The sequence below is a fragment of the bacterium genome, assembly GCA_030647005.1.
GTDB lineage: Bacteria > Patescibacteriota > Patescibacteriia > JACPHY01 > JACPHY01 > JAUSKG01.
In genome coordinates this window covers 1-22,849 of sequence record JAUSKG010000015.1, presented here as the reverse complement: position 1 = coordinate 22,849, position 22,849 = coordinate 1, and the positions used below count along the sequence as shown (strand labels likewise).

Annotated in this window: 13 protein-coding genes and 1 tRNA gene; 4 read left to right on the top strand and 10 right to left on the bottom strand. The window is 62.7% G+C overall.

The features are described 5' to 3' along the window. Window positions 1-187: 187 nt before the first annotated feature. The 6 genes from Q7S96_01700 to secA form a co-directional block, all read right to left on the bottom strand. The gene (locus Q7S96_01700; protein MDO8462969.1) at window positions 188-2,146 is read right to left on the bottom strand and encodes a type IV secretion system DNA-binding domain-containing protein; all 1,959 of its coding nucleotides are present in this window, start codon (window positions 2,144-2,146) and stop codon (window positions 188-190) included. A 5-nt stretch (window positions 2,147-2,151) separates the two neighbouring features. Beyond that, complete coding sequence (locus Q7S96_01695; GenBank protein MDO8462968.1) at window positions 2,152-3,558, bottom strand: hypothetical protein; 1,407 nt, start codon at window positions 3,556-3,558, stop codon at window positions 2,152-2,154. A gap of 263 nt (window positions 3,559-3,821) precedes the next feature. Beyond that, a complete protein-coding gene (locus Q7S96_01690; protein ID MDO8462967.1) occupies window positions 3,822-5,282 on the bottom strand; it encodes a hypothetical protein in 1,461 nt (486 codons plus the stop codon). 492 nt (window positions 5,283-5,774) lie between these two features. After that, window positions 5,775-6,650 (bottom strand): protein translocase subunit SecF, encoded by an 876-nt coding sequence (secF, locus tag Q7S96_01685; protein MDO8462966.1) that lies wholly within the window; start codon window positions 6,648-6,650, stop codon window positions 5,775-5,777. A gap of 10 nt (window positions 6,651-6,660) precedes the next feature. Beyond that, a complete protein-coding gene (gene secD, locus Q7S96_01680; GenBank protein ID MDO8462965.1) occupies window positions 6,661-8,466 on the bottom strand; it encodes a protein translocase subunit SecD in 1,806 nt (601 codons plus the stop codon). Window positions 8,467-8,600: 134 nt separating this feature from the next. Then, window positions 8,601-11,378 (bottom strand): preprotein translocase subunit SecA, encoded by a 2,778-nt coding sequence (gene secA / locus Q7S96_01675; protein MDO8462964.1) that lies wholly within the window; start codon window positions 11,376-11,378, stop codon window positions 8,601-8,603. A gap of 47 nt (window positions 11,379-11,425) precedes the next feature. Here secA and Q7S96_01670 point away from each other — a divergent pair, with 47 nt between their 5' ends. Next, complete coding sequence (locus tag Q7S96_01670; GenBank protein ID MDO8462963.1) at window positions 11,426-13,174, top strand: hypothetical protein; 1,749 nt, start codon at window positions 11,426-11,428, stop codon at window positions 13,172-13,174. A gap of 128 nt (window positions 13,175-13,302) precedes the next feature. On the opposite strand, the gene Q7S96_01665 is transcribed toward Q7S96_01670, so the two are convergent. Next, window positions 13,303-13,375, bottom strand: a tRNA-Pro gene (locus Q7S96_01665). A 348-nt stretch (window positions 13,376-13,723) separates the two neighbouring features. Here Q7S96_01665 and Q7S96_01660 point away from each other — a divergent pair. After that, window positions 13,724-14,320, top strand: coding sequence for a hypothetical protein (locus tag Q7S96_01660; GenBank protein MDO8462962.1), 597 nt, complete (start codon window positions 13,724-13,726; stop codon window positions 14,318-14,320). Between the two features lie 114 nt (window positions 14,321-14,434). Then, window positions 14,435-15,448 carry a M23 family metallopeptidase gene (locus Q7S96_01655; protein ID MDO8462961.1) on the top strand — a complete coding sequence of 338 codons (1,014 nt, stop codon included), beginning with the start codon at window positions 14,435-14,437 and terminating at the stop codon, window positions 15,446-15,448. Between the two features lie 88 nt (window positions 15,449-15,536). On the opposite strand, the gene Q7S96_01650 is transcribed toward Q7S96_01655, so the two are convergent. After that, the gene (locus Q7S96_01650) at window positions 15,537-18,164 is read right to left on the bottom strand and encodes a cyclic nucleotide-binding domain-containing protein (protein MDO8462960.1); all 2,628 of its coding nucleotides are present in this window, start codon (window positions 18,162-18,164) and stop codon (window positions 15,537-15,539) included. A 272-nt stretch (window positions 18,165-18,436) separates the two neighbouring features. Here Q7S96_01650 and Q7S96_01645 point away from each other — a divergent pair, with 272 nt between their 5' ends. Further along, on the top strand, window positions 18,437-19,702 hold the full coding sequence (locus Q7S96_01645) for an aminoacetone oxidase family FAD-binding enzyme (protein MDO8462959.1): 1,266 nt from the start codon (window positions 18,437-18,439) through the stop codon (window positions 19,700-19,702). 639 nt (window positions 19,703-20,341) lie between these two features. On the opposite strand, the gene Q7S96_01640 is transcribed toward Q7S96_01645, so the two are convergent. Next, complete coding sequence (locus Q7S96_01640; protein MDO8462958.1) at window positions 20,342-22,222, bottom strand: hypothetical protein; 1,881 nt, start codon at window positions 22,220-22,222, stop codon at window positions 20,342-20,344. 68 nt (window positions 22,223-22,290) lie between these two features. Then, the gene (locus tag Q7S96_01635) at window positions 22,291-22,590 is read right to left on the bottom strand and encodes a hypothetical protein (protein ID MDO8462957.1); all 300 of its coding nucleotides are present in this window, start codon (window positions 22,588-22,590) and stop codon (window positions 22,291-22,293) included. Window positions 22,591-22,849 lie beyond the last annotated feature (259 nt).

Here is a 22,849-nt window from a genome sequence, read left to right as displayed (position 1 = left end):
AGGGAGTGGAGAAATCTCGTTCAACAGTATAGGCAACATCCTACTGCTCGATGAGATTTCTCGACTCCGCTACCGCTTCGCTCGAAATGACGAAAGGGGGATGGGACTCGCCCGAAATGACGGAGAACTTGAGGGGGAGCGACAAATCCCGCGAAGATTTAGCGAAGTGGGAGAGGTGGTGTGTGTCCTACTCCTCCTTCTCCTCATCGCGCTTGGGCGTATCGCTCAGGAGGTCGCCGAGTGAGAGTTCCTTGCCGCTGCTGGCTCCGCCGCGTGTGATGGGTGCGCCGTCGTCCATGGTGGACGGTGCCGGTCTCGGTTGCGGGTCGCGTCGCGGTGGGCGAGCGTCGCGGCTGCCGGCACCGGCGCGGGTTCCTCCGCGCGCGGGAGCAGATGGCGGTCGCGGACTTCGTGCCTTTGGCGCTTCCCTCCTCACGCCCGACTCCGGTCGCTTTGCTCCCGCTCCATCCGCAGCAGGACGCTTGGACCTCCGCGTGGCCTCCAGCTCTGCCATCTTCTTCTTCTCCTTCTCCGCGCGCAGGCAGTTCTCGCAGAGTACCTTCTGCCCAGGGCGTGGCTGGAAGAACACCGTCGCGCCTCCACCACAGGACGCACACTCGACGATGCGCGGCGCGGGCCGCTTCGCGCCGCCCTCCGCGCCCACGCTCGCGGACTTCGCCCGTGCCGCCTCACGCATCCATCCGCCGCCTTCCCCCTCCGTGTGCTTCGGGATGTCCTTCGTGATCTCCTTTGCCCGATCGCGCGCCACGCGAGCATCACCCGACACCGCGTCGTCATCGGCGGCGTCTTCACTCGTCTCTTTGAGCATGCCCGTCCACTTCGCGATCTTCATCTCGATCTCCGCGCGCGGTGTCGCGCACCGCTCCCGCGACACGCGGATGACCTTCTCGCGATTGCCGGTCTTCGGGTACTGCATGGCGATCGGGAGCATGGTATTCGCGGAGAATGGCTCGGACGAGATACCGCTGATCATGAGCTTGAGGTACATGCTCCACTTTGGAATGTTCACGAGATCCTCAAGCTCAAACACCGGCGTGAACTCCGGCTCAAGGAACTCCGCATCCTGCGCGCCAACGCGGAGCGCGACAATCGTCCCAACGTTTCCAAACACCGAGTCGCGCACGCGCGTGGAGGTCTCGGTCATGAGCTGACCAACGTACTGGTGCGCGATGATGAGGTTGAGGCGGTACTTACGCGCCTCGGAGAGAATATCCGCGAACGAATCCGTCGCGAAGTTCTGAAACTCGTCCACGTAGAGGTAGAAGTCCTGGCGGAGGTTCTCCGGCATGTCCACGCGCTCCATCGCGGTGAGGTATATCTTCGTCACCATCATGGCACCGAGGAGTGCAGAGTTGTCCTCGCCCACGCCACCCTTTGCGAGGTTCATGATGAGGATCTTCCGATTGTCCATGATGTCGCGCAGCAAGATCGTGGACTTCGTCTGTCCCACGATATTGCGAACGAGCGGCGAGCTCAAGAACTGCCCGACCTTGTTCTGAATCGGCGCAATGGCCTCGGTCTGGAACTTGTCGGGATATCGTGCGTACTCATCCACCCAGAATGACTTCACGACGGGGTCATGGACCATGGCCACCACCTTGCGACGGTACTCCTTGTCCACGAGGATACGCATGATGCCGAGCAGCGTGGTCCCCGGGTAGTCCATGAGCGCGAGGATGGCGTTCCGCAGCACATACTCGAGCCGCGGTCCCCAGGAATCCGCCCAAATTTTCTTAAAAATGCCGATGAGTCCTGATGCGACGAGGTGCTTCTGTGTTTCACTCTGACTCTCGAGCACGTTGAACGCGACAGGCCAATCGAGGTCCGAAGGATTGAAGTAGACGACGTCATTGATGCGGTGCGGCGGAATGTAATCGAGGAGGAGGTCTGCGGTATCACCGTGCGGGTCAATGTACGCCACCCCATGCCCGGCTTGGATGTCATGGTAGATGAGCTGCTCGAGCACGGAGGTCTTCCCCATGCCGGTTTTCCCAATGAGGTACATATGCCGACGACGGTCGTCGGTCTTGATGCCAAAGCGCTGCGTCTTCCCGCGAAAGTTCGTCTGCGCGAATGGCGCAACCTCGTTGTCGTGATCGTGATTGTAGGGTGAGAGTGGTGGCATAGGTGCTACGGAACAATCGGCAGGCCTTCCGGTGCGGTGACCTTCGGCGGCTCCTTCGCATCTGATGGCGGACGAGCAGGCGCCGCGAACGTCCGCTCCACCGGCAATCCGGTGGGTGGCACCGCACGCTTCGCCTCGGTCTTCATGATGAGTGGCGCGTGGACGGCTTCGGTCGGGAAGTGCCAGATGGACGCGAGCTCCTCGATGTTCATGACGTACGTGGGCATGCCAACCGCGGCGCTCCGTGCACTGTAGGCCTTCACGACCTTCGTCTTCCGACGGTTGTTCCGGTAGTCCTTGAACAGCCAGAGCGAGCTCGGGCCGACATTCTTGAAGTCCGGCTTGAGCGCGTTGAGGTCGTTCGTATTATACTGCTTGATCGCACCGATGATCGCGTGCGCACCGTGCTGCTTTTTGAAAACGTCCTTCCGTCCCACATAGATCGTACGGAGCTTCACGCGGAATCCGATCTTACCCGCCTTCTTCTCAATGGCCTCGACGGCCATGCGCTCGCCAGGCGACAGGAAGAGAATCTTGCTCTCCGGCCCATCGTTCTTCTTCTCCGCCTCGGTCGGACCGAATCCGATGGTCTGCTCAAGAATCGGCGTGACGATGCTACCGGTTATTTCCAGCGCCTTATCCATCATGTTCTTCTTCACGGGAATCTTGGCACCGATGAGTTTCTTCACCACCTCCATCGCCTTGCCCTGCCACTTCTGATCAATGGGGATGAGGAGGATCTGCATCCAAATTTGCTCCCCAGGCAACAAGCGCGCCATGCTCTCCAGCGTGGCAGCGAGCGGGTCCTTGAACGGCTCGTCCTTCTGACCCTTGTGCTCAAACTCCTCCCACGTACGAAGCGGGTAGGCCTGGTTCTTCGTGAAAACGAAGTCCGTCCCCCAGAGGTCCCACTCGCTATTGGGGTAGAGGTGCGGCACGTCCCGCGTGTAGTCCTGCACCTCGGTGATCTGTGCGTCCGTGTACTGCGCGTAGATGGCGGTCTCCACGAGATCGCGGTACTTGTCCCACGACCACACGAGGAATCGGATGTAGCCGTCAATAGAGACGATCTCGAGGGAAAACCACTCCTGAATCTTACCCTGCAGGTGCTGCTCGCGTCGGTTGGAGCTCCCATGCGCGCCCGCGAGGTGGGCAAAGATGTTCTCGACGCCCTTCGGCGTCTGCACGCTACGCTTGGGCACATCAATGGCCAGGAGCACCGGGCGGAGCTGGTGCTCAATGAAGTGCCCCTGCGCGTGCTCGTACCACAAGTGCTTCGCCATCCAGAGGAAAAACACGAGGAACACAATCCATCCGCCGTTCGTCAACAGGAAAAGAGCCGTCGCAAGCGGATCATCCGCGACAGCGAGGAGCGGCATGAGGTTGATGGTGAACGGTCCAATGGTCAACACACGAGAGTAGTATAGCACAAAACGACACTCCTGTGTCATTGTGAGGACTCCTCGCAATGACATGATGGTGACGGCGGCGGAGCAGGAATGGGAGGGGGTAAACCCCTCCCCTACGGTGCCGCACGCAACTCGATAATGATGTGCACCACTGCCCTGTGCGTGGGTGGCGTAGGGGCGGTGCTTTATGCCCGCCCTCCTCATGGAGGAAACCCCCAAAAGAGAAGATCCTCGCTCCCGTGGTGGGAGCGAGGATCTCTGGGGCATCAGTGCGACACGAGTTGTGCCGTGGGCATGGCGCGTTGGGATTGCGCAGCGGACTGCTCCGGGACGCGGAGCCGGTCGGCGGCGTTCTCGAGGGCTGTGATCTCGTGGGCGTCGCTCGTTGCCGCGGCGAGCGCGGTGTCGAACTCGGCGTCCTGGAGGACGGTCGTGAGCGAGGCGCGGATGTGCGCCATGCGCAAGCACAACGCCTCGGTCTGCTCCTCGATGACGCGGTCTGCCATGGCGAGAATCTCGTCCGCACGGCCGAGGAGCGGCGCGGCGGCACGAGCGTAGTCGCGGTCCTCCATGGGCTCGATGATGCGATCCACGTACGCCAGGGCGGTGTCGAACTCGGCACCTGCCGCCGCGAGGTACGCGGCGATCTTGCGAAAGCGTTCCTCGTACTCATCCCGACGCATGGTGAGCTGCTCCACCGTGGCGGTGACCACCATGCGTGGTTCCTCGCCACGATCCTTCGCTGCGTCAAGCTTGCGCTGACCAATGGCAAGGAGATCCACCACGCGATTGTGCTCCAGAGCGAGGATCACACGCGCGCGGCTGCATGGGCTGTAATCGCCCACCCACACCGCACGCTCGCGTTCGATCTCGTAGCGGAGGTACTCGGCGACGAGCTGTTGCTCGCCCGGTGCTGCGGCGATGCTCGCAGGCACCGCAGCGGAAACCGCGTGTCGGTGGAAGAGGCGACGGCAGGAACGGAAGAAGCACCCGATGAGGAGCGGGGCGATGCCGATTAACCCGCCAGCAGTGGCGACGAGGAACGCGCAGAGGGCGACTACGGAGATCCACTCAGGTAGCTTTGATCCATCAGGATGCGTCTTGATGATCAATGTAGTTATGGCTATACCCACCGCTCCAGCCACCGACCAGCCCAACAGCTCCTTCAGATGAGCGATCGGTTTCCACCTCACGCACCGCGCGCATGTGGTCCCGCGCTTGAACCGCCGCCATGCACGCGCGATCGCGTACAGTGGGTGAGCGATGACGCGATGGAGGATCGTGAGCGCGGGTACGATGATCAGGAGTGGCACCGTGGTGACCGCCCGAACGACGACGACATTAGTGTTATTCTCCGCATCGAAGATATCTGCACCGATACCGCCGATGCAGGTCAAGATCGCACCGAGCACCACGACCTGCCAGAAAACCGATGGGACGAGAACCCCGATGAGCGTTGCCCACAGGATGACCGAAGTAGCGGTGGTGTACGGCATGCCCGGCCGGATGATCTCTACCTCCGCGAGCCGTCTGCACCACCCACACTCCGTACGGTCATGCCCACCGTGCGCACGCGCCGTTGCCCGCTCTCGAGCGCGCGCGAGGAGCTCCGCGGCGCGGAGCGGCGTGGCAAAGATATCATCTCGCTGTGCCTGCTCCACGACGCACACGCGCCCGAGAAACCGGATGTTCTTCACGAATCGCTTCAAGGCATCGAACACTGCCATCTCCCTTCCTGACAGGGACAACGCCCCGTCACCGTAAGGTTCCGTGATCGTTCAGATCACTCATTTGTGAATGTTCGAGAATATCTCCACGGGACAACCATACCACAAAACCACCATCCTGTCAAGGATGGCGGCTGCTGTCGGGTTTGTGTGTTCATGACCGGGATTGCCGCGTCGCGGACTCCTCGCAATGACACCGAAGAGAGGAGGACGCTCCATCCCTTGTCATTGCGAGGAACGAGTCCGCGAGAGCCGTGGCAATCCCGGTCACCACAGGACGAGTGCGCGTGCTGCGGGGTGGGGTGGGTCTGTTTATGGCCGGGATTGCTTCGGTCGTGGATTCCGACGTTGCGAGATGGAAGCAAGCCGGAATCCCGAGCTTGCCTCGGGACTTCCTCGCAATGACAGGGGGTAGTCGTACTCCATCCCCGTGTCATTGCGAACGAAACGCAACAGAGAGAAAAAACTCATCGAAATCACGCGAGGATGCACTCACTCGCGCTCCTTCCACACGGCGAGGAGTGGCGCGGCGATGAAGATGGAGGAGTAGGCGCCAACGCCGATGCCGATGAGGAGTGCGAGCGCGAAGTACCGGAGCGATGCGCCGCCAAAGAAGAACACGGCGAGGAGGGCGAGGAACGTCGTGAGGGTCGTGTTGAGGGAGCGGGCGAACGTCTGATTCACACTCAGGTTCACGATCTCGCCAAAACTCTTGCCGTGCGTCGTGGCGAGGTTCTCGCGCACGCGGTCAAAGATGATGATCGTGTCATTCACGGAGTACCCGATGATCGTGAGCGCAGCAGCAATGAACGCCGCGTCCACCTCCACGTTGAGGAATTTCCCGAGCACGGCGAACACGCCGATGGGGATAATGACGTCATGGAGGAGCGCGAGAATCGCGACGACGCCGTACTTCCACGACGCGAGCTCACCGCTCACTTTCCGGAATGCCCATGCGACATAGAGGACGATGGCGATGAGCGCGAGCGCGATGGCGATGAGCGTCTTCCGCGTAAGCTCACGGCCGATCGTGGGACCGATGAGCTCGTACCGCACCTCCGTAGCGCGCCCGTCGAACGCGGCGACGACTTGCTCGTGGAATTCCTGCGAGAACGGCGCGCCGCGGACGATCATGCTGTGCTCGCCCGCGGTCTGCACCTTCACGCGCTCGGCACCGAGCACGCTCATCTCGGCCACGAGCGCAGGCGCGTCCGGACGCTCGCCGGTGAAGGCGAGCTCCATGAGTGTGCCACCAGTGAAGTCAATGCCGATATTCAGCCCCCACACGCCAACGGCCACAATCGAGAGCGCGACGAGTGCAATCGAGATGCTGAACCAGCGGGTGCGTTGTCCGTTGATGTCAATCATAGTGTGGCGTTCAATCAACCTTCCGCGTCACTCCGTAGAGCCATTGCGGCTGCTTCCCCTTCCCCGCGAGCACGCGCATGACGGCGCGCGTGATGACCATGGACGAGAAGACGCTCACGATGACGCCGATGGTGAGTGTGACGGCAAATCCCTTCACGACGCTCGTGGAGAACGTTGCGAGGAGGAGCGAGGTGATGAGCGTGGTGACGTTCGCGTCGCGGATGGGCGCCCACGCGCGCGCGAACGCGGTATCCACCGCATCGAGGAGCGACCGTCCGCGTTGGAGCTCCTCGCGCAACCGCTCACTGATGAGCACGTTCGCATCCATCGCCATACCGAGGGACATGATGAATCCCGCGATGCCTGCGAGCGTGAGCGTCGCCGACAGTGCCTTGAGCGTCGCGAGGACGAGGACGACGTACGCGACGAGCGCGATGACCGATGCGAGGCCCGGGAGGCGGTAGTACGCGAGCATGAACAGCGCGACGACCGCGAACCCCACCAACGCCGCCGTGACGCTCGCGTCAATGGACTGCTGCCCGAGCGTTGGTCCCACGGTCGTCTGCGCGATGATCGTGATCGGTACCGGCAGCGCGCCGGCCTGGAGGTTGGACGCAAGGAGCTTTGCGCGCGCGACCGTCATGTTCCCACTGATGACCGCGGACCCGCCGGTGAGCTTCTCCTGGATCGTCGGCGCGTAGATATCGAACGCGTCAATGCTACCGTCGCCGTTCTCATCTATCGGCGACATACCGTCAATGAAGATACCGAGCGGCTTCCCCACGTTGCGCTCCGAGATCGCCGCGAGCAGGTCTGCACCCTCGCTGTCGAACTCAAGCGAGACGATGGGCTGACCGGATGTGTTATCAAATGCGAGGTACGCGCTCGTGAGGTGCGCGCCGCCGAGTTCGGTGTTCGCCCAATCGGCGTCGATGCCCAGGAGCTCCCGCGCGTGGTGCTTGCGGATGAGGAGGTGCGATGCGCGCGCCTCGGTCACCATCTCCGGCGCGGCTCCGGCGTCCCCTCCTCCACTCTGCACGTCTATTGCCACGGGCTGACCGTTTTCGCCAATCGCGGTGATGCCGCCCAATTCCACGTTTGCTGATGCTTCCACCTCGCGCTCGCCGGTCTTGAGGATGACGTGCCAGCCGAAGTCGGACTCCACGAGCGCATCGCCCATCTCGTCCACTGCGAGATCATCGAACACGGCATCCGCGAACGGCTCGACCATCGTCTCGCGCTGGAACCAGCCAAGGTCGCCGCCGCTTGGCGCGGAGCCCGGGTCATCGGAGTGCTCACGTGCGAGCGCGGCGAATCCCTCCGCGTCGAGTTCGCGCGCCTGCTCCAGGAATTCCGTCGCGCGCTCGCGTGCCGTGTCATTGAGAGCGTCGAGTACGTCCTCCTGCTCGTCCGTGAGCGTGAGTGGCGTCGCGCGCTGTTCGCGGAACTCGAGCACCGGCGTCTTCCCGATCGCCTCGATGGCCGCGGCCGTGTCGTACACACCCGCGAGCTCGATGATGAGTCGGTACTCCCCGTCAGCGTCCGTGAGCTGCACGAGCGGCTCCGCAACGCCCAATGCGTTCACGCGTCGCTCGATGACATCGCGCACGCCAGCCATCGCCGACGCCACATCGGTATCCACGAGCGCGCTCGTGTCCGCCTCGTACACGAGGTGCGTTCCACCCTTGAGGTCTAACCCCAATCGAAACGGCGCGTCCTGCGTGGGACGCACATACCACGCGGCCCCCGCAACGATGAGCGCGAGGAGGCCGAACACCCACCACTTCCTTGATCGTTTCTCGAAGATCACAGCCATAGCGTACGGAAAACATGAGCAGCAGGGGCGCGAGAGGCCCTGCTTTCCACCATAGTACCGCGCCATTCGGCGGGCGCAAGGTAGGGGGGTGAGGTTTTCGACCAGAGCCGATGCACGTCCACCCCTATACGCACCTACGCCCCGTGGCACTTCTTGTACTTCTTGCCGCTCCCGCAGGAGCAGGGGTCGTTGCGGCCGATGCGGGTGGCACCGGTGTCATCAACGACGTGCGCGTCGGCGAGGCGCTTGGGGGGCTGTACCGTGCGCGGGGCATCGTCACTGCGCTCCTCGGCTCCCTCGGGAGCGAGGTGGAGGGCATCGCGTCCCCGCTCCATGGTCTTCGCCGCACCGGAGAGCGAGACACCGCGATGTGCAAAGATGGACTCCACCTGCATTGCGGCGGGGATGACGTGGAAGAGCGCGCGGACGGTGTCGTGCTCGATGAACGCGAGGAGTCCCGTGAAGAGCGTGTAGGACTCGCGCTTGTACTCGACGAGCGGATCGCGCTGGCCGTAGCCGCGCAGCCCGATCCCCTTCCGAAGGTGTTCAATCGCGTCGAGGTGCTCGATCCAGAGCTGGTCAATCGCACGGAGCGCGATCGCACGCGCGATGGACTGGAACCGTTCCTCGCTCTCCACACGCGAACGGAGCTCGGCGATGCTGCGACGCGCGCCGTCGAGGATCTGCTCCACGAGGTGATGGCGCGCGATGACGGCATCGAGCTTCGTCGGTGCGCGTGCGGCCTGCTCATCCTCGGGGCGTGGTGCGATAATCGCCGCGAGCGGAATGACTGCCGCTGCCTGCCGCTGGAGTTCGTCGAGGTCCCAGGTGTGTGACGACTCGCTCGGTGTGTACGCCGCCACGAGCTGCTCGGCCTGCCCCGCGATCATCACCTCCACGATCGGCAGGACATCCGCCGCGTCGAGGAGCTCGCGCCGCTTGCGGTACACGACCTCGCGGTGACGGTTGAGCACGTCATCGTATTCAAGGAGGTGCTTGCGCGCGTCAAAGTGGTGGTGCTCCACCTTGCGCTGCGCCGCCTCGATCTGCTTTCCGATGACGCGATGCTCGATGGGGACGTCATCCGGCACGCGAAGTCGCGTCATCACCGCCTTGAGCCGCTCACCACCAAAGATGCGCATGAGCGCGTCGTCGAGCGAAACGAAGAACACCGATCCCCCCGCGTCGCCCTGGCGTCCTGCGCGGCCGCGGAGCTGGTTGTCAATGCGACGGGACTCGTGCCGCTCGGTGCCAATGACGTAGAGCCCGCCCTGTTCGAGTACCGCGTGCTGCGCGTCGCGATCCGGCGGGTTGCCGCCGAGGATGATGTCCACGCCGCGGCCGGCCATGTTCGTCGCGAGCGTGACCGCGCCCGGATGCCCTGCCTGCGCGATGATCTCTCCCTCACGCTCATGCTGCTTCGCGTTGAGCGTCTCGTGCGGGATGTCGGCGCGCGTGAGCCATCCATCGAGCACTTCGTTCTTCTCGATGGAGATTGTCCCGAGGAGCACCGGCTGGCCGCGCTCGCGCGCCGCGCGCACTTCCTCCACAACCGCGCGGAGCTTTGCGTCCTCGGTGCGGTAGATGCGGTCGGTGCGATCCGCGCGCACGAGCGGACGGTTCGTCGGCACGACCACCACCTCGAGTCCGTAGATCTTGGAGAACTCCTCGGCCTCGGTCTCGGCCGTGCCGGTCATGCCGGCGAGCTTCTCGTACATGCGGAAGTAGTTCTGGAACGTGATCGTCGCGAGCGTCTGCGACTCGCGCTGGATTGCGACACCCTCCTTTGCCTCGATGGCCTGATGGAGCCCCTCGGCGTAGCGACGGCCATGCATGAGGCGACCGGTGAACTCATCCACGATGATGACCTCGCCATGCTGGACGACGTAGTCGCGGTCGCACTGGTACACCACCGCCGCGCGGAGTGCCTGCTCGAGGTGGTGGACGAGCTTCGTGCCTTCGGCGTAGAGGTTCTGCACCTTGAGCAGCCGCTCCATGGCCATGATCCCCTCTTCCGTGAGCGTCGCGGCGCGAAGTTTCTCGTCCACGGCGTAATGCTCGTCCGGTTGCAGTGTATTGATGAACTGCGCGAACGTGCGATACTCCTCGCCGGACTCCTCTGCCGGTGCAGAAATAATGAGCGGCGTGCGCGCCTCGTCAATGAGGATGGAGTCAATCTCGTCCACGATCGCGTACGGATGACCGCGCTGCACCATGGTCGCGCGATCCATCACCATGTTGTCGCGCAGGAAGTCAAACCCAAACTCATTGTTCGTGCCGTACGTGATGTCCGCCGCGTAGGCCTCCGCGCGCGTGATCGGACGGAGGAAGTCGTGCTCCACCTTGAACACCTCCGTCGTGTCCGCCGCGCTCACGGACGCATGGTCATCATCCTGTGGTGCGCGATGGTGCTCCGCATCGTAGAGGAACGCTTCCTGGTGACTGATGCATGCGGTCGTCACACCGAGTGCCGCGAATACCCGCCCCATCCACGCTGCGTCGCGCCGTGAGAGGTAGTCGTTCACCGTGACGACGTGGACGCCTCGGCTGGCGAGCGCGTTGAGGTAGACGGCGAGCGTCGCGGTGAGCGTCTTTCCTTCTCCCGTCTTCATCTCCGCGATGCTGCCGCGATGGAGCACGATACCACCGAGGAGCTGCACGTCAAAGTGACGCTGGCCGAGCGTACGCCTCGCCGCCTCACGCACGCACGCGAACGCCTCGGGAAGCAGCGCGTCGAGCGGTTCCCCTCCCGCAAGCCGCTGCCGAAAGGTATCCGTCTGTGCACGCAAACCGACAGCATCCAAACCCTCGAACTGCGGTTCGAGGGCGTTGATCTTATCCACCAACGGCTGAAGTTGCTTGAGAACCCGCGCATTGGGGTCACCGAGCACTTTCTTGAGGATTGTCCCCATGGGTATCTGGTATACTGTGGCTGACTCCTCCTCTAACGTACTCGCGTATGCACACTCCTGCAACCCTGCCGGCTCTCCGCGTCCACTGGCTCCTCCTGTTCCTCACCGTGCTCGCGATCGTTTTCATCGCGCGTCCGGCGCACGCGCTCTCGCCTCTAATGCTCAGCGGCGGCGAGCTGATCAAGGCGAGCCAACCGTCCGTATACTACTACGGACACGACGGGAAACGCTACGTCTTCCCAAACAGCAAGACGTACTTCAGCTGGTACCGCGACTTCGCGGATGTCATCACGATTGATGATGCGACGCTCGGGAGCATCCCGCTCGGCGGCAATGTCACGTACAAGCCGGGGGTGAAGATGGTGAAAATCACGACAGACCCCAAGGTATACGCCGTGGATGCCGGCGGCACGCTCCGTTGGATCGAAACCGAGGCGGCGGCGATTGCACTCTACGACACGGACTGGAATACGAAGATTGACGACGTACCGGATCCGTTCTTCGTGAACTACAAGGTCGGCGCGAGTATTGCGAGCGCGAGTGCGTTTGATCCGCAGTACGCCATGAAGAACGCGACGACGATCAGTGTGGATAAGGGGATCTCTGGCGGTATCGCAGTCGTCACTCCCACACAACCGACGCCACCGCCGGAACCCGCACCAGCACCGGCCCCTGAGCCGGCACCGCTTGTGGCTATTGTTGAACCGGAGCCAACACCTGCTCCGACACCGGCCCCAACGCCTGAACCGGCTCCTGCGCCTGCTCCCACGCCAGCACCGACACCGGAACCGACACCAGCACCGGCACCGACACCCGCACCCACGACCACCGCGAGCGACATCGCGCCGAGCGGATCGTTCATCCTCCTCGCCACGAACGTCGCGAGCGCGTGGGCGGCCAACCACAACGTCTGGAGTTTTACCGAGGGCTCCGACGCGCCTACGACGGGCTTCACGCTCACGCTCGAGACCACGAACTACGCGCTCGCGCGTATCGTTCCCGCCACGGATGCGGTGACGGTCATCGAGGACACCTCCTCCGCGAGCTACGCGCAGCGCCGCATCTACGGCGTGACGAACAGCGGCAAGATGTACAGCGTTGAGGGCACCACGAGCACGAACGGTGGCCCGCAGACCGTCGCGCAGCACAATCCCGTCACCGGCGCAGCACTCACCTCCTGCTCGCTCCAGGGCCCGACAAACCTCAAAGGTGAGCTTGCGATCGTCGGGAGCAGCGTCTTCTACCGCGACAACGGCGTCCTCTCCCGCGCGACGTTCGGATCGTGCTCCTCGCCATCCGCGCTCACGCTCTCGTCCACCGAGGTCAACCGGAGCAACTTCTACGGCGCAGGCGACCGCCTCGTCTCCATCGCGACCATTGATGGCGTCGTGACGGTCCGCGAGCACTCCACCACAACCGGCGCGATCACGGCCACACTCGGCACGATCGACCCGAGCACGATCCCCGGGAACTTCTACTACGCCGATGCCATCTTCGCGGGCGATGACGGACTCTACTGGCACGACGTGAACGGCAGCACCATCTCCGTCTACCGCTTCGCACTCTCCGGTTCCCCTACTGTTGCCTTCACACGCACGATCTCCGGTACACTCGCCGCGAACACCGCGGTGGACGCATCGAACGGCCGCATCCTCCTCTCGTACAAAGACAGTGCCGGAGTGCACTTCGTGGAGCGGGTTGTCGCAACCGGAGCCGTGAGCGAACGCTCCGACATGGTCGCTGATGACTACTCGACGCTCAAGTACGGAACCCGCCATTACCTGTACTATCCGTAAGACATCGCGCCTGCGTACGCACAGCACCACCCCGCCTGAAGGCGGGGTGGTGCGTTTCCATTGCTCGCTCGGGCTGGCGGGACTTGAACCCACGGCCTCACGGACCAAACGAGAAGATGATGGCTCGCTCGGGCTGGCGGGACTTGAACCCACGGCCTCACGGACCCGAACCGTGCGCTCTACCAACTGAGCTACAGCCCGAGTGAGCCATCTTCCATAATGTGCGCGCTACCGACCCGACGAGCGAGCGTCGCGCCGCGCGTCTGCGCGCGAGCATGACCGAGCGAGGAGTATTGGTATTTCCGAATACCACCATCGCTACAGCCCGAGCCAACAATGGATACTCCCAACCTACTCCATCACCAAAAAAACCACAAGCGACGATGCCGCGAGACCTGCTATAGTAGAGATGCGTTACCATTTTTTGTCATTGCGAGGAGCGAGTCATCGAGCGACGCGGCAATCCCGGTCATACAAGTACAACCCACCCACAGCGTGCAATTCACCCCAACCCATGGTATGCTAACCCCGCAAACGCAAAGGAGGAATATGCTGTCCATTCACAACAGAATAACGAGTCGGGTACTGATTGCCGCAACGCTCGTGATGATCTTCGCCGGTGCCGGCTGCGATCTCCGACGATCTGCGGTTTTGGAGGGTGATATACCCAACGATACTACGGAGGATACTGGTACCGGTGGAACAGATGCACCCGATATCACCTGGAAGACCTACGAAAGCCCCACCTTGGGACTGCGTGTCCCGTATCCGGAGGGGTGGTATGTGGAGGAAACCGCACGAGGAACGTCGCATGTGGTCGCCATTGGCTCGCAACCCATAGCGCAGATCAATCCGTCATCGGATTTCGTTGCAGATGTCATCATCACATCAAGCATAGTGGAAAAGGATGCCATCATCGCAGGATACGGCGACGAGATGGATCGTTCATTGGTACGCTTGGCAGGAAAGGAGATGACGCGACTCGAGTACGAAACAGAGCTCGGTGCGCCTGACGGTCAAACGCTTTCACGGGTTGCGTTGATATGGAGCGATGGCGGTGAAACGTTTATCGTGCAGGGTGCCGCTCTGGACAACGTCGTCACCGAGGTAGCAACCGCGCTCATCACACAAACGAACGGGAGGTAGACCGTGCTGAAAAAAATCATCGAGATCTGCACGGTCGTAATGCTCCTGAGCGTTACGACCGTTTGCAAGGCAGACCCTGAGGGACAGAGATTCCTTTCGTTTCCTAGTAGTGAGGTGTTCGGTATCACGTGTGCCTACACGTGCTACACGAACCACCACGCCATTGATTACGGATTCCCACATGGGACCGCAATACACGCTGCGGCAGCCGGCATCATCGAAAAGATACAGGATGGCCTACCTCCAGCTCCCGTCTGTTTTGGAGGTATTGGGTACGGCAACTACGTACGCATCCTGCATCCCAACGGTTACAAGACCTACTACGGCCATCTCGTCGCGGGAACACTCGCGGTGACCGAGGGACAGGAAGTAGAGGAGTGGAGGGATTGCTCTCCCGATCTTCCGGAATCCCCGTGCATCGGGAACATCTGCGTTGTGGGGATCGGTACCTGTGCGCGCGCGGGGACGTGGGGATGTACGCCGGATGGACGGGCGGTGGTCTGCGGTGTGTCTGCGGGCGATCCGATGCCCGAAATGTGCGATGGGCTGGATAACGACTGCAACGGAGGGACGGATGAGGAGTGGCACGCGGGCGACGCGATTGCTCTGGGGCAACCGTGCGATATTCCCTGGGATGCGTGCGGGGAGGAAGCCACGGTGGGGGTGTGGGCGTGTACTCCGGATGGGGAGGGGATGTTCTGTGATGCACCGCGTCCTGCGGAATGGGGGGAGGAGACATGCGATGGGGTGGACAATGACTGCGACGGGGCTCCGGACAACGTTGCGGACGAGGATCTCGAGGGAGATGCGATCAACTGTGGGGAGTGCAGTCGCGTGTGCATCGCGGACTACCCGCTCAATCGGTGCGAGGGGGGTGCGTGCTTCGTGAGTTGCTTGGATATTCCCACGCAGGCGCTCTGTGAGGAGTTCTGCCGCATCAAACACTGCCAGAACTGTGGGTGGGGATGTGGGGAGGGCATCTTCAACTGCTTCAACCAGTGCACCGTGGATCCCGCCGTGGTGTTTGGGGATGATGCGGCGGCGCAGACGTGCGCGTGCGAGGGATGCCAGGAGTGCTGCTGCTTCACGGTGAGTGGATTTACGGAGTGCTATTGGCCGTGTTGGTGAGATGCACAATTGTCCAACACTAAGTGTTGGACAGCTCTCGAACGATCAGGAAAAGCCCGGCCTCCCTCTGGGGAGACCGGGCTTCTTGCTACGCGACAGCTGCGGAGAGCTGGGGCTCAGGCATGCCGCGTTGCTTGGCGAGGGCGACGATGCGGAGCTGCATGGGTAGCTGACCAGCGAGGATCTCGTTGACCTGATCGGTGGTCAACACGAGCGCCGTCACGTCGGTCTCCGCACGGACCGTCGCGGTGCGGGTGCCGCCCGGGACGAGCACGCCGCGCTCGCCGAGCACCTCACCGGGACCGCTTGTCCCGAGGATGGTGACGTTGCCGTGACCGTCATCCTTCAGGATGCGCACTGCGCCGGTTTCGATGACGAAGAGCTCATCGCCGACCGTCCCCTGACGGATGAGCGACTCACCGGACCGGTACACCTGCCGCGTCGCCTTCGCCGCGAGCTTCCCCACCACCGTGTGCGGGAATCCCACGAACAGCTTCGTGTTCTGGAGCAAACCCACGCGCTGCCAGTACCGCTCGAACATCGGGCCGAGCTGGTTCGCCAGGACGAAGTCGCGGAACGCAGCAGCCGGAACACGGAGTACCACGAGTGGGCCGCCTGCCGCACGAACGGTCGCGGAACGCTTCCCGCCCTCCTCGAGGAGCGCGAGCTCACCGAAGAACGCGTGACTCCCGAGCTCCCCCACCTTCGTCCCCGAGATGGTGACGGCAGCAGTCCCACGCAGGATGAGGTACCAGGCATCGCCGGCATCACCCTGCGAGACGACCGTCGCACCCGGGCTGTAGCGGCGCACGGAACCCTGCCGAAGCAGCAGCTCCAACCAGTAGCTGGGATCATCCAGCGTGAACTGGCGCAACGCTTCCGCCGTCGCCACCGCATCCTCCGTGCGCACGTGCTGTCCGTGCGCGATCGTCTGCTCCCAACCGGGACGCGCGAGCGCGATGTGGCGGAGATCCGGCGGGAGCGGGTGCACGTGCATGAAGCACACCGGCACGTCGAGACCACGCTCGGCGCACATCAGCTCCCATTCGCGCCCATCGAAATGGATGGGGTCGCCGTTCGTGCCGCCGGCCTCCCAGAGGACGAGGTCCTCGTTCCCATGCACGAGCTGCGGGAAGGGGTCCTCGTGCTCCGGATCGTAGAATCCGGCAGCGGCCATGGCATTGGTGCCGGCAAACCCTTTGCGCGGGGCATGGTCCGCAGAGTACGCCAGCCGGTACATCCGTCCATCGTGCTCGAGCTCGATGCGAAACCCCGTCGTGGGAATCGGATGCACCATGTAGGCGAACGACCACGTCGCACCGAGGAGGCGCAACGAGTCGCCGGGTTGCACACGGATCGTCCCGCCGCGCGGCGCACCAACTTGCGTTGCCGCATCGCCACCGCGCGAGAGCAGACGGTCAATCTCCTCCTCGCTCCGATCGAGTACCGCGGCGATCTTCGCCACGCATGTCCGGTACACCGGCTCGGCCGCCACGTAGGTGAACGACCGACCGGCGGAGAGCCGCTCGAGGAGGAAGTGCATCGCACTCCCCATGTGATCCTCGTGCCCGTGCGTCTCCAGGATGACCCGAACGTCCGCCGCGTCAATGCCGTGCTGCTGGAGCAGGTAGCTCGCGCACACCGGTGCGTCCACGAGCGCCCACTGACCGTTGATGCACAGTGCGAAGCCGGTCGTGGGATGCTCCATCTCGAAGCCGGAGTCCGCGCCCAGGCAGAGTACCTTGAACACGTCCGGCTCCACCGCTTCCTGCTGCGGCGACATCGTGATGAGGTGCGGGGCTTGCTCCTCGGTGAAGTTCGTGGAGACCGACAGCACCTCGACACCGTTCGTGATGTCGAACGTCCCGTTCCCGTTGCGCGTGATCACCGTATCCGCGAGCAACTGTGCTCTGCCGTCCGCATCGTACGCCCGCCACTCAATGAAGTCATCGAGGCGGAGCGTCGCAAACTCGTAGGCCGCGAGCGTCGCTTCCTGGTCGCGCAGTCCCGCGTGGGCTGCGAGGAACCGCTCGATGAGCGGCTGCACCGCCACCTGGCTCGCCTTGAGCGCGCTCGCCGTCGGCAGACCTTGACCGTGTTCGTTCGTCTTCCCGACGAACTCCTTGAGTGCTGCGAACCCGGGCTGCTTGGGCGAGAACCACGCGCGGTACCGACGGAGCTGCTCGACCGTGCGCTGCCGCATCGTGCGTCGCTGCTTCCCGTTGACCGATCGCTTCCAGCTCCGCATCTCCTCGGCAGTCGGCCCGTAGAGCGTGAGCGAGAGGATGCGCTGCGCCCGTGCGATCTGCTGCTCGGTCCCGATGACCACGAGCTTCGCCTCCGCCGGCAGCTTCCCGAACGCCTTGCCGAGCACGAAGAGGAAGTAGTAGACGAAGAACTCGAGACAGACCTGCACGACGCCCTTGCGGAAGAACTCCTCCGGCAGCACGAACGTCGTCGGTGCCGGTACCTTCTTCTGGAAGAACAGCTTGAGACACGGCGGAATACCGATGAGCGCACGCTGCGCGTCTGCACCCTCACCCACCTCGATAACTTCTGCACCCGGCATGAGCTGCCACTGCTTCATCTGCGTTGCCACGGTGAAACTCCTTTCGCTGAGCGCGTTCCTGGCCGGCGTCCGGCCTCGCTCCGCGATATCCGTTGTGAACGAGCGATCCGATTGCCGCATGCAATCGTCACTGTCCACTCCCACCATACGATGCCCGCCAACAGACCCCCATGGCATCTGTCGAGTTTTTCGACAACAGAGACGACGGGGGGGGGGTGAACTCGCTCCCACCACGGCGATCCTGCGCTTGACTTCACGGTCAAATGTGCTACAACTGCAACAGAGACCGCCAAAAAAATCCTTTGGTGTTCCCCACGCACGGTTCCGTCGTAGCGGAGACCTTCAGGTCTCCACGTTTTCTGGAGGAGGTGGCCACCTGAAGGTATGCCCCTCCAACTCTTGCAGAGACCCCAACAAGTATGCGCACCGCAATCATCGGTGGTGGGGCTGCCGGACTCATGGCAGCAGCAACGCTCCTCGCGGAACATCCCGAGGGCGATATCTTCCTGCTCGAACGGAATGACGGACTCGGGAAGAAAGTCATCATCTCCGGTGGGGGCCGCTGCAACGTGACGACCGGCATCCGAGACGTCCGCACGCTCCTCACGAAGTACCCGCGCGGCGGCAAGTTCCTCTCGTCCGCGCTATACGCATTCCCGCCGGAAGCGGTGGTTGCATGGTTCGAGTCGCACGGCGTTCCTCTGAAGACCGAGCCGGACCTCCGCGTCTTCCCGCAGTCGGACGACGGTCATGATGTCGTCCGCGCGTTCGAGACGCTCTTCCGCGCGTCACGCGTACACGTCATGCTCAACACGCACGTCGTCGGCATCACCCGCGACACGTCGGGAGCACACCCGTTTACCATCACGATAAAAAACCAACCGCAGCCCCTCGCGGTGGATGCCGTCATCCTGGCCACCGGCGGCCAGGCGTACCGACACACCGGCTCCACGGGCGACGGGTATGCGTTCGCGATGGCGCTCGGGCACACGCTCACACCGCTCGCGCCCGGCCTCAACGCCTTCTTCACGCGCGAGCAGTGGCCCGCCGAGGTCTCCGGCCTCTCATTCTCCAACGCGACCATCACCGCCAAACGCGGCGCGGGCTTCTCCTTCACCGGCCCGTTCCTCTTCACGCACAAAGGCATCAGCGGCCCGGCCGTGTTCGCCCTCTCGTCACTCGTCGCGTTCGAGCAGTACGATGCGGCGAATCCGCTCGAGGTCTCCATTGATCTCTTCCCCGACACCTCCGCAACAGCGCTCCATGAGCGCATCGCGGACGCCGCTGCCGCGCACCCCACCAAATCCTTCCTCAACACCCTCGCGAGCATCGTGCCAAAGTCCCTCGCCGAGCTCTGCGTACGCACCCTCACACTCCCCGGCACGCGACGCGCGGCCGAGGTGAGCAAGCAGGACATCCTCCAGAGCATCGCATGGCTCAAAGCCATCCCACTCCACGTCATCAAACGCGGCGCCGGCGACGAGTTTATCACCGCCGGCGGCATCCCTCGCACTGAGGTGAACCCCTCCACCATGGAATCCCTCATCTGCCCCAACCTCTTCCTCGCTGGCGAAATCCTCGACATTGACGGCTTCACCGGCGGCTTCAACCTCCAAGCATCCTGGTCCACCGGCCACCTCGCCGCATCGGCGATCGCGAGAGCGGTCAAGCGCACGGAGTACTGAATCTTATCCCCTCCCTCTCCGCGTACTCGGGGGGGAGGGAGGGCTAGGGAGGGAGGGGAGGAACGGTATTGTCCATTCGCATACCGCCCCTCCCCCTCTCGCTCCCCCCGACGCTCTAGTCCAAAGGAAATAGGCCGGGATCCCGACCTCGCGTCGGGACCCTCCCCATGAGTACATGGAGAGGGGGAGGATCAAAAATACTAACCGCCCCGGAGGATCGGGACGATTAGCTATAGGGTCCGGATGAATTTCATCGCGCAATATGGTTGCTACAACTCTACGAGAACGGGACACACGCTACTACTTCGAACGAGCTTCGATGGCATCTTCATGAGGATGGGCTTTGTCGCCCCACCCCGCTCGGCTGCCTTGAGTGCAGATTTCGCGGTCCGACCATGACCAACGACCGTGCGCTCATCATCTGCAAACGCCACCCATTGCCCCCGATATTGCTTAAATGCTTTGGTCCAATCAATGACCATAGTGACGATCTTTCACGATACGCAGCATACTACGATCAGCGTCGTCATGCCACTCCGCATACCATCGAGAAATGGACTTAGCCTCTTTATTCCGACCCTTTATTCCGCAACAAAAGCATGAAATTCCCCCGAACGGTTAGCCCGTTCGGGGGAATGATTACTGCGTGTCGGAGGCGATGTGCTGCCAGCGCGTCTGCAAGAACTCTCGACCCTGCACTACCACGCGCCGTGCGCGATCCGTCGACGTGAGCACGCCGTGCCAATCGCACGCGCGGCACGTCAGCGCATCGCCATCACGCCACGTCGTCGCCTGCTCCGGCTTCTGCTTTGCGCTCCTGCACGCGCCGCAATGCGGACACGTGTATGAGACGACGTAATCCGATACCGCCACCGGATCGCCGCGCCCGACGAGTTGCGACTTGTACGACGCAATGCGCCGGAGCTGTCCGAAATTCCATGCGGTGAATAGAACGTTCTGCTGATGATTCGGACCAACTTTCTGTACCCAGGACACGTCTTCCAGTGCGAGCACCGCGCGGTGCTCCTCTGCAAGTACAAGGAGATCATTCACCACGCCGTGCGCGATTGCCTCCAACTGCCGCGCAAACCGCTTGCCACCAATCCAGCGGCCTTTCGCCTGATCCCACTCCAACTGCCGCTTCTCCCGCAGGAACGCAAGGATCTGCTCGTTCGGCGCAAACGCGCCGGTGCGAACTTCGACTCCGTCCGCACCTACCAGTACCCATGTCGCCACGGCATCAACGCCGAAACTCACACCCAACACATTGTGATCGTTCGCGGCTGCCACTATCGGCACGCGCACGGTGAGCTGCAGCACCCACTCCGCGCCTTTGCGGACGATCCTGCTCCACGCGATACGCAGATTCGGATTCCGCAACACACGCGCAAGACGACCGCGGTCACCCGAAAGCTGCACGAGCATATCGCGCCCACGAATCCGCAGTGACTGCGCACCAGAGATTGGCAAAGGCCGAAATTGGAGATCGAGTCCGCGCCCTCGCGTATCTGCCTTCTCGGCAACAATGCGTCGCAGCTGTGCATCGTCCGCATCCAACACCGGCACCATGGCGTACCACTGCCGGAGATCCGTGTTTCCCTTCCGCCGGACCTGCTCCGGACGGGACGCACGGACACGGGGATCGTCATTGCGGTTGCCGCGATGCCGGTTGCGCTTTGATGCTCCCGCAGGAAACGACGCAGCACCCTCCACGAGGCGCACCGCATCGCCCTGCACCACGAACAGCGGAATCGGATGCGGCTCTGGCGTTGTCGTCACGGCAAACCAGCGCTCATCATTCACGATCATGCGATCGCCGTGAGGATCACCCTCCGCGTACTTGCCGGGAAACATGTCCCGCACGCGTGCGTACGCAAACGGCGTGAGGTCCCGCGTCAGCACGTCAATCGCCTGCTCGTACGCTGCGCGACGCCGCACCGGATCGCGATCCTCCACGGTAGGAAACGCAACCTCTCCACGTACACGGGATGAATTGAGCTGGCCGATGTACGACATGACCTGCTGGCCAACTTCCTGACACACGCCACTACGCAACGCTGCGGGGATACTCTGCAACAGCGACGACGCGACGTAGGTCCCAAGGAGCTGCTGCAGCCCCGTCGTGACGTTAATCTTGGACAAAACATGGACGAGGCGAACCGCGCCCTTCTTCCCTTTACGTTCCTTCCACTCACCACATGCAAGACGCGCAACGGCACGAAACTGGCTCGTTCCCGGTATCGGCTCACATCCGATAAATCGGTACGCGTTGGAGAACGGCAGCACCTCACCGGTGTCTTCGCGCACCTTCACCTGCGCGAGCAGCGCCATGATACGCGCGGCGCGCTCGGCGTCAACGGTACACGCGAGATCTGCCGATGCGATCTTCGTGTCGTCAGCGACATCCTTCGTGATCGTGAGCTGCCGCCCCATGAGCGCCAGCAACGAACGCGTCGCGTTGGATACCAGCGTCGAGCATCGCTCCAGCAGGTCGCGCTTCCATCGTGGGAGATCATGCAAACGCGCCTCGACAACGAGAAAGCTGTTCTCGGTATCACGCACTCCGTGATCGTCATGCCACCATTGCCTCATGGCGCCACCCCCCGCACGATCGTCGCGTATTGCGACGGGATACAGCGAAGTTCCCGCGCGATCAGCATCGCCCGATCCGGCGCAAGCGCATGCAGCGCCTGCCACGCACCCGCGCGTTGCTCAAACAGCGTCTGCAAACCGCGCCGCGCATGCGTGTCATGCGGCTCCACCTTGCAGTGCTCCGCACGCTGAAGCAGTTCACGATGAACGCTCCGCACCATCGCCTCCAGCGATGCAGCATCGGGCGGCAGCGTTCGGTCTCTTGCCGACCGCGGCCGCTTGGCTCGTTCTGCCAATGGATACTCCTTCCTGTTGGAAAAGGCCAACAATTGCCGCAACACCACCCACGGCGTAAGGCACGCTCAATGTAGCGTAAAAACGACATCCTGTCAAATACCTCCCTTGACACGCCCTTTCCCCTGTGTCACAGTGCCAGTGTCATCACTCCGGTGGTGATCCAGCCGCCCGTCTTTTGGCGGGGATTCGTATCCGGCTGGCCCTCACGGCGGTGGCGGTTGTTTCTTCGGAAACAGACGTCTTGCCGCAGGTCTGGGG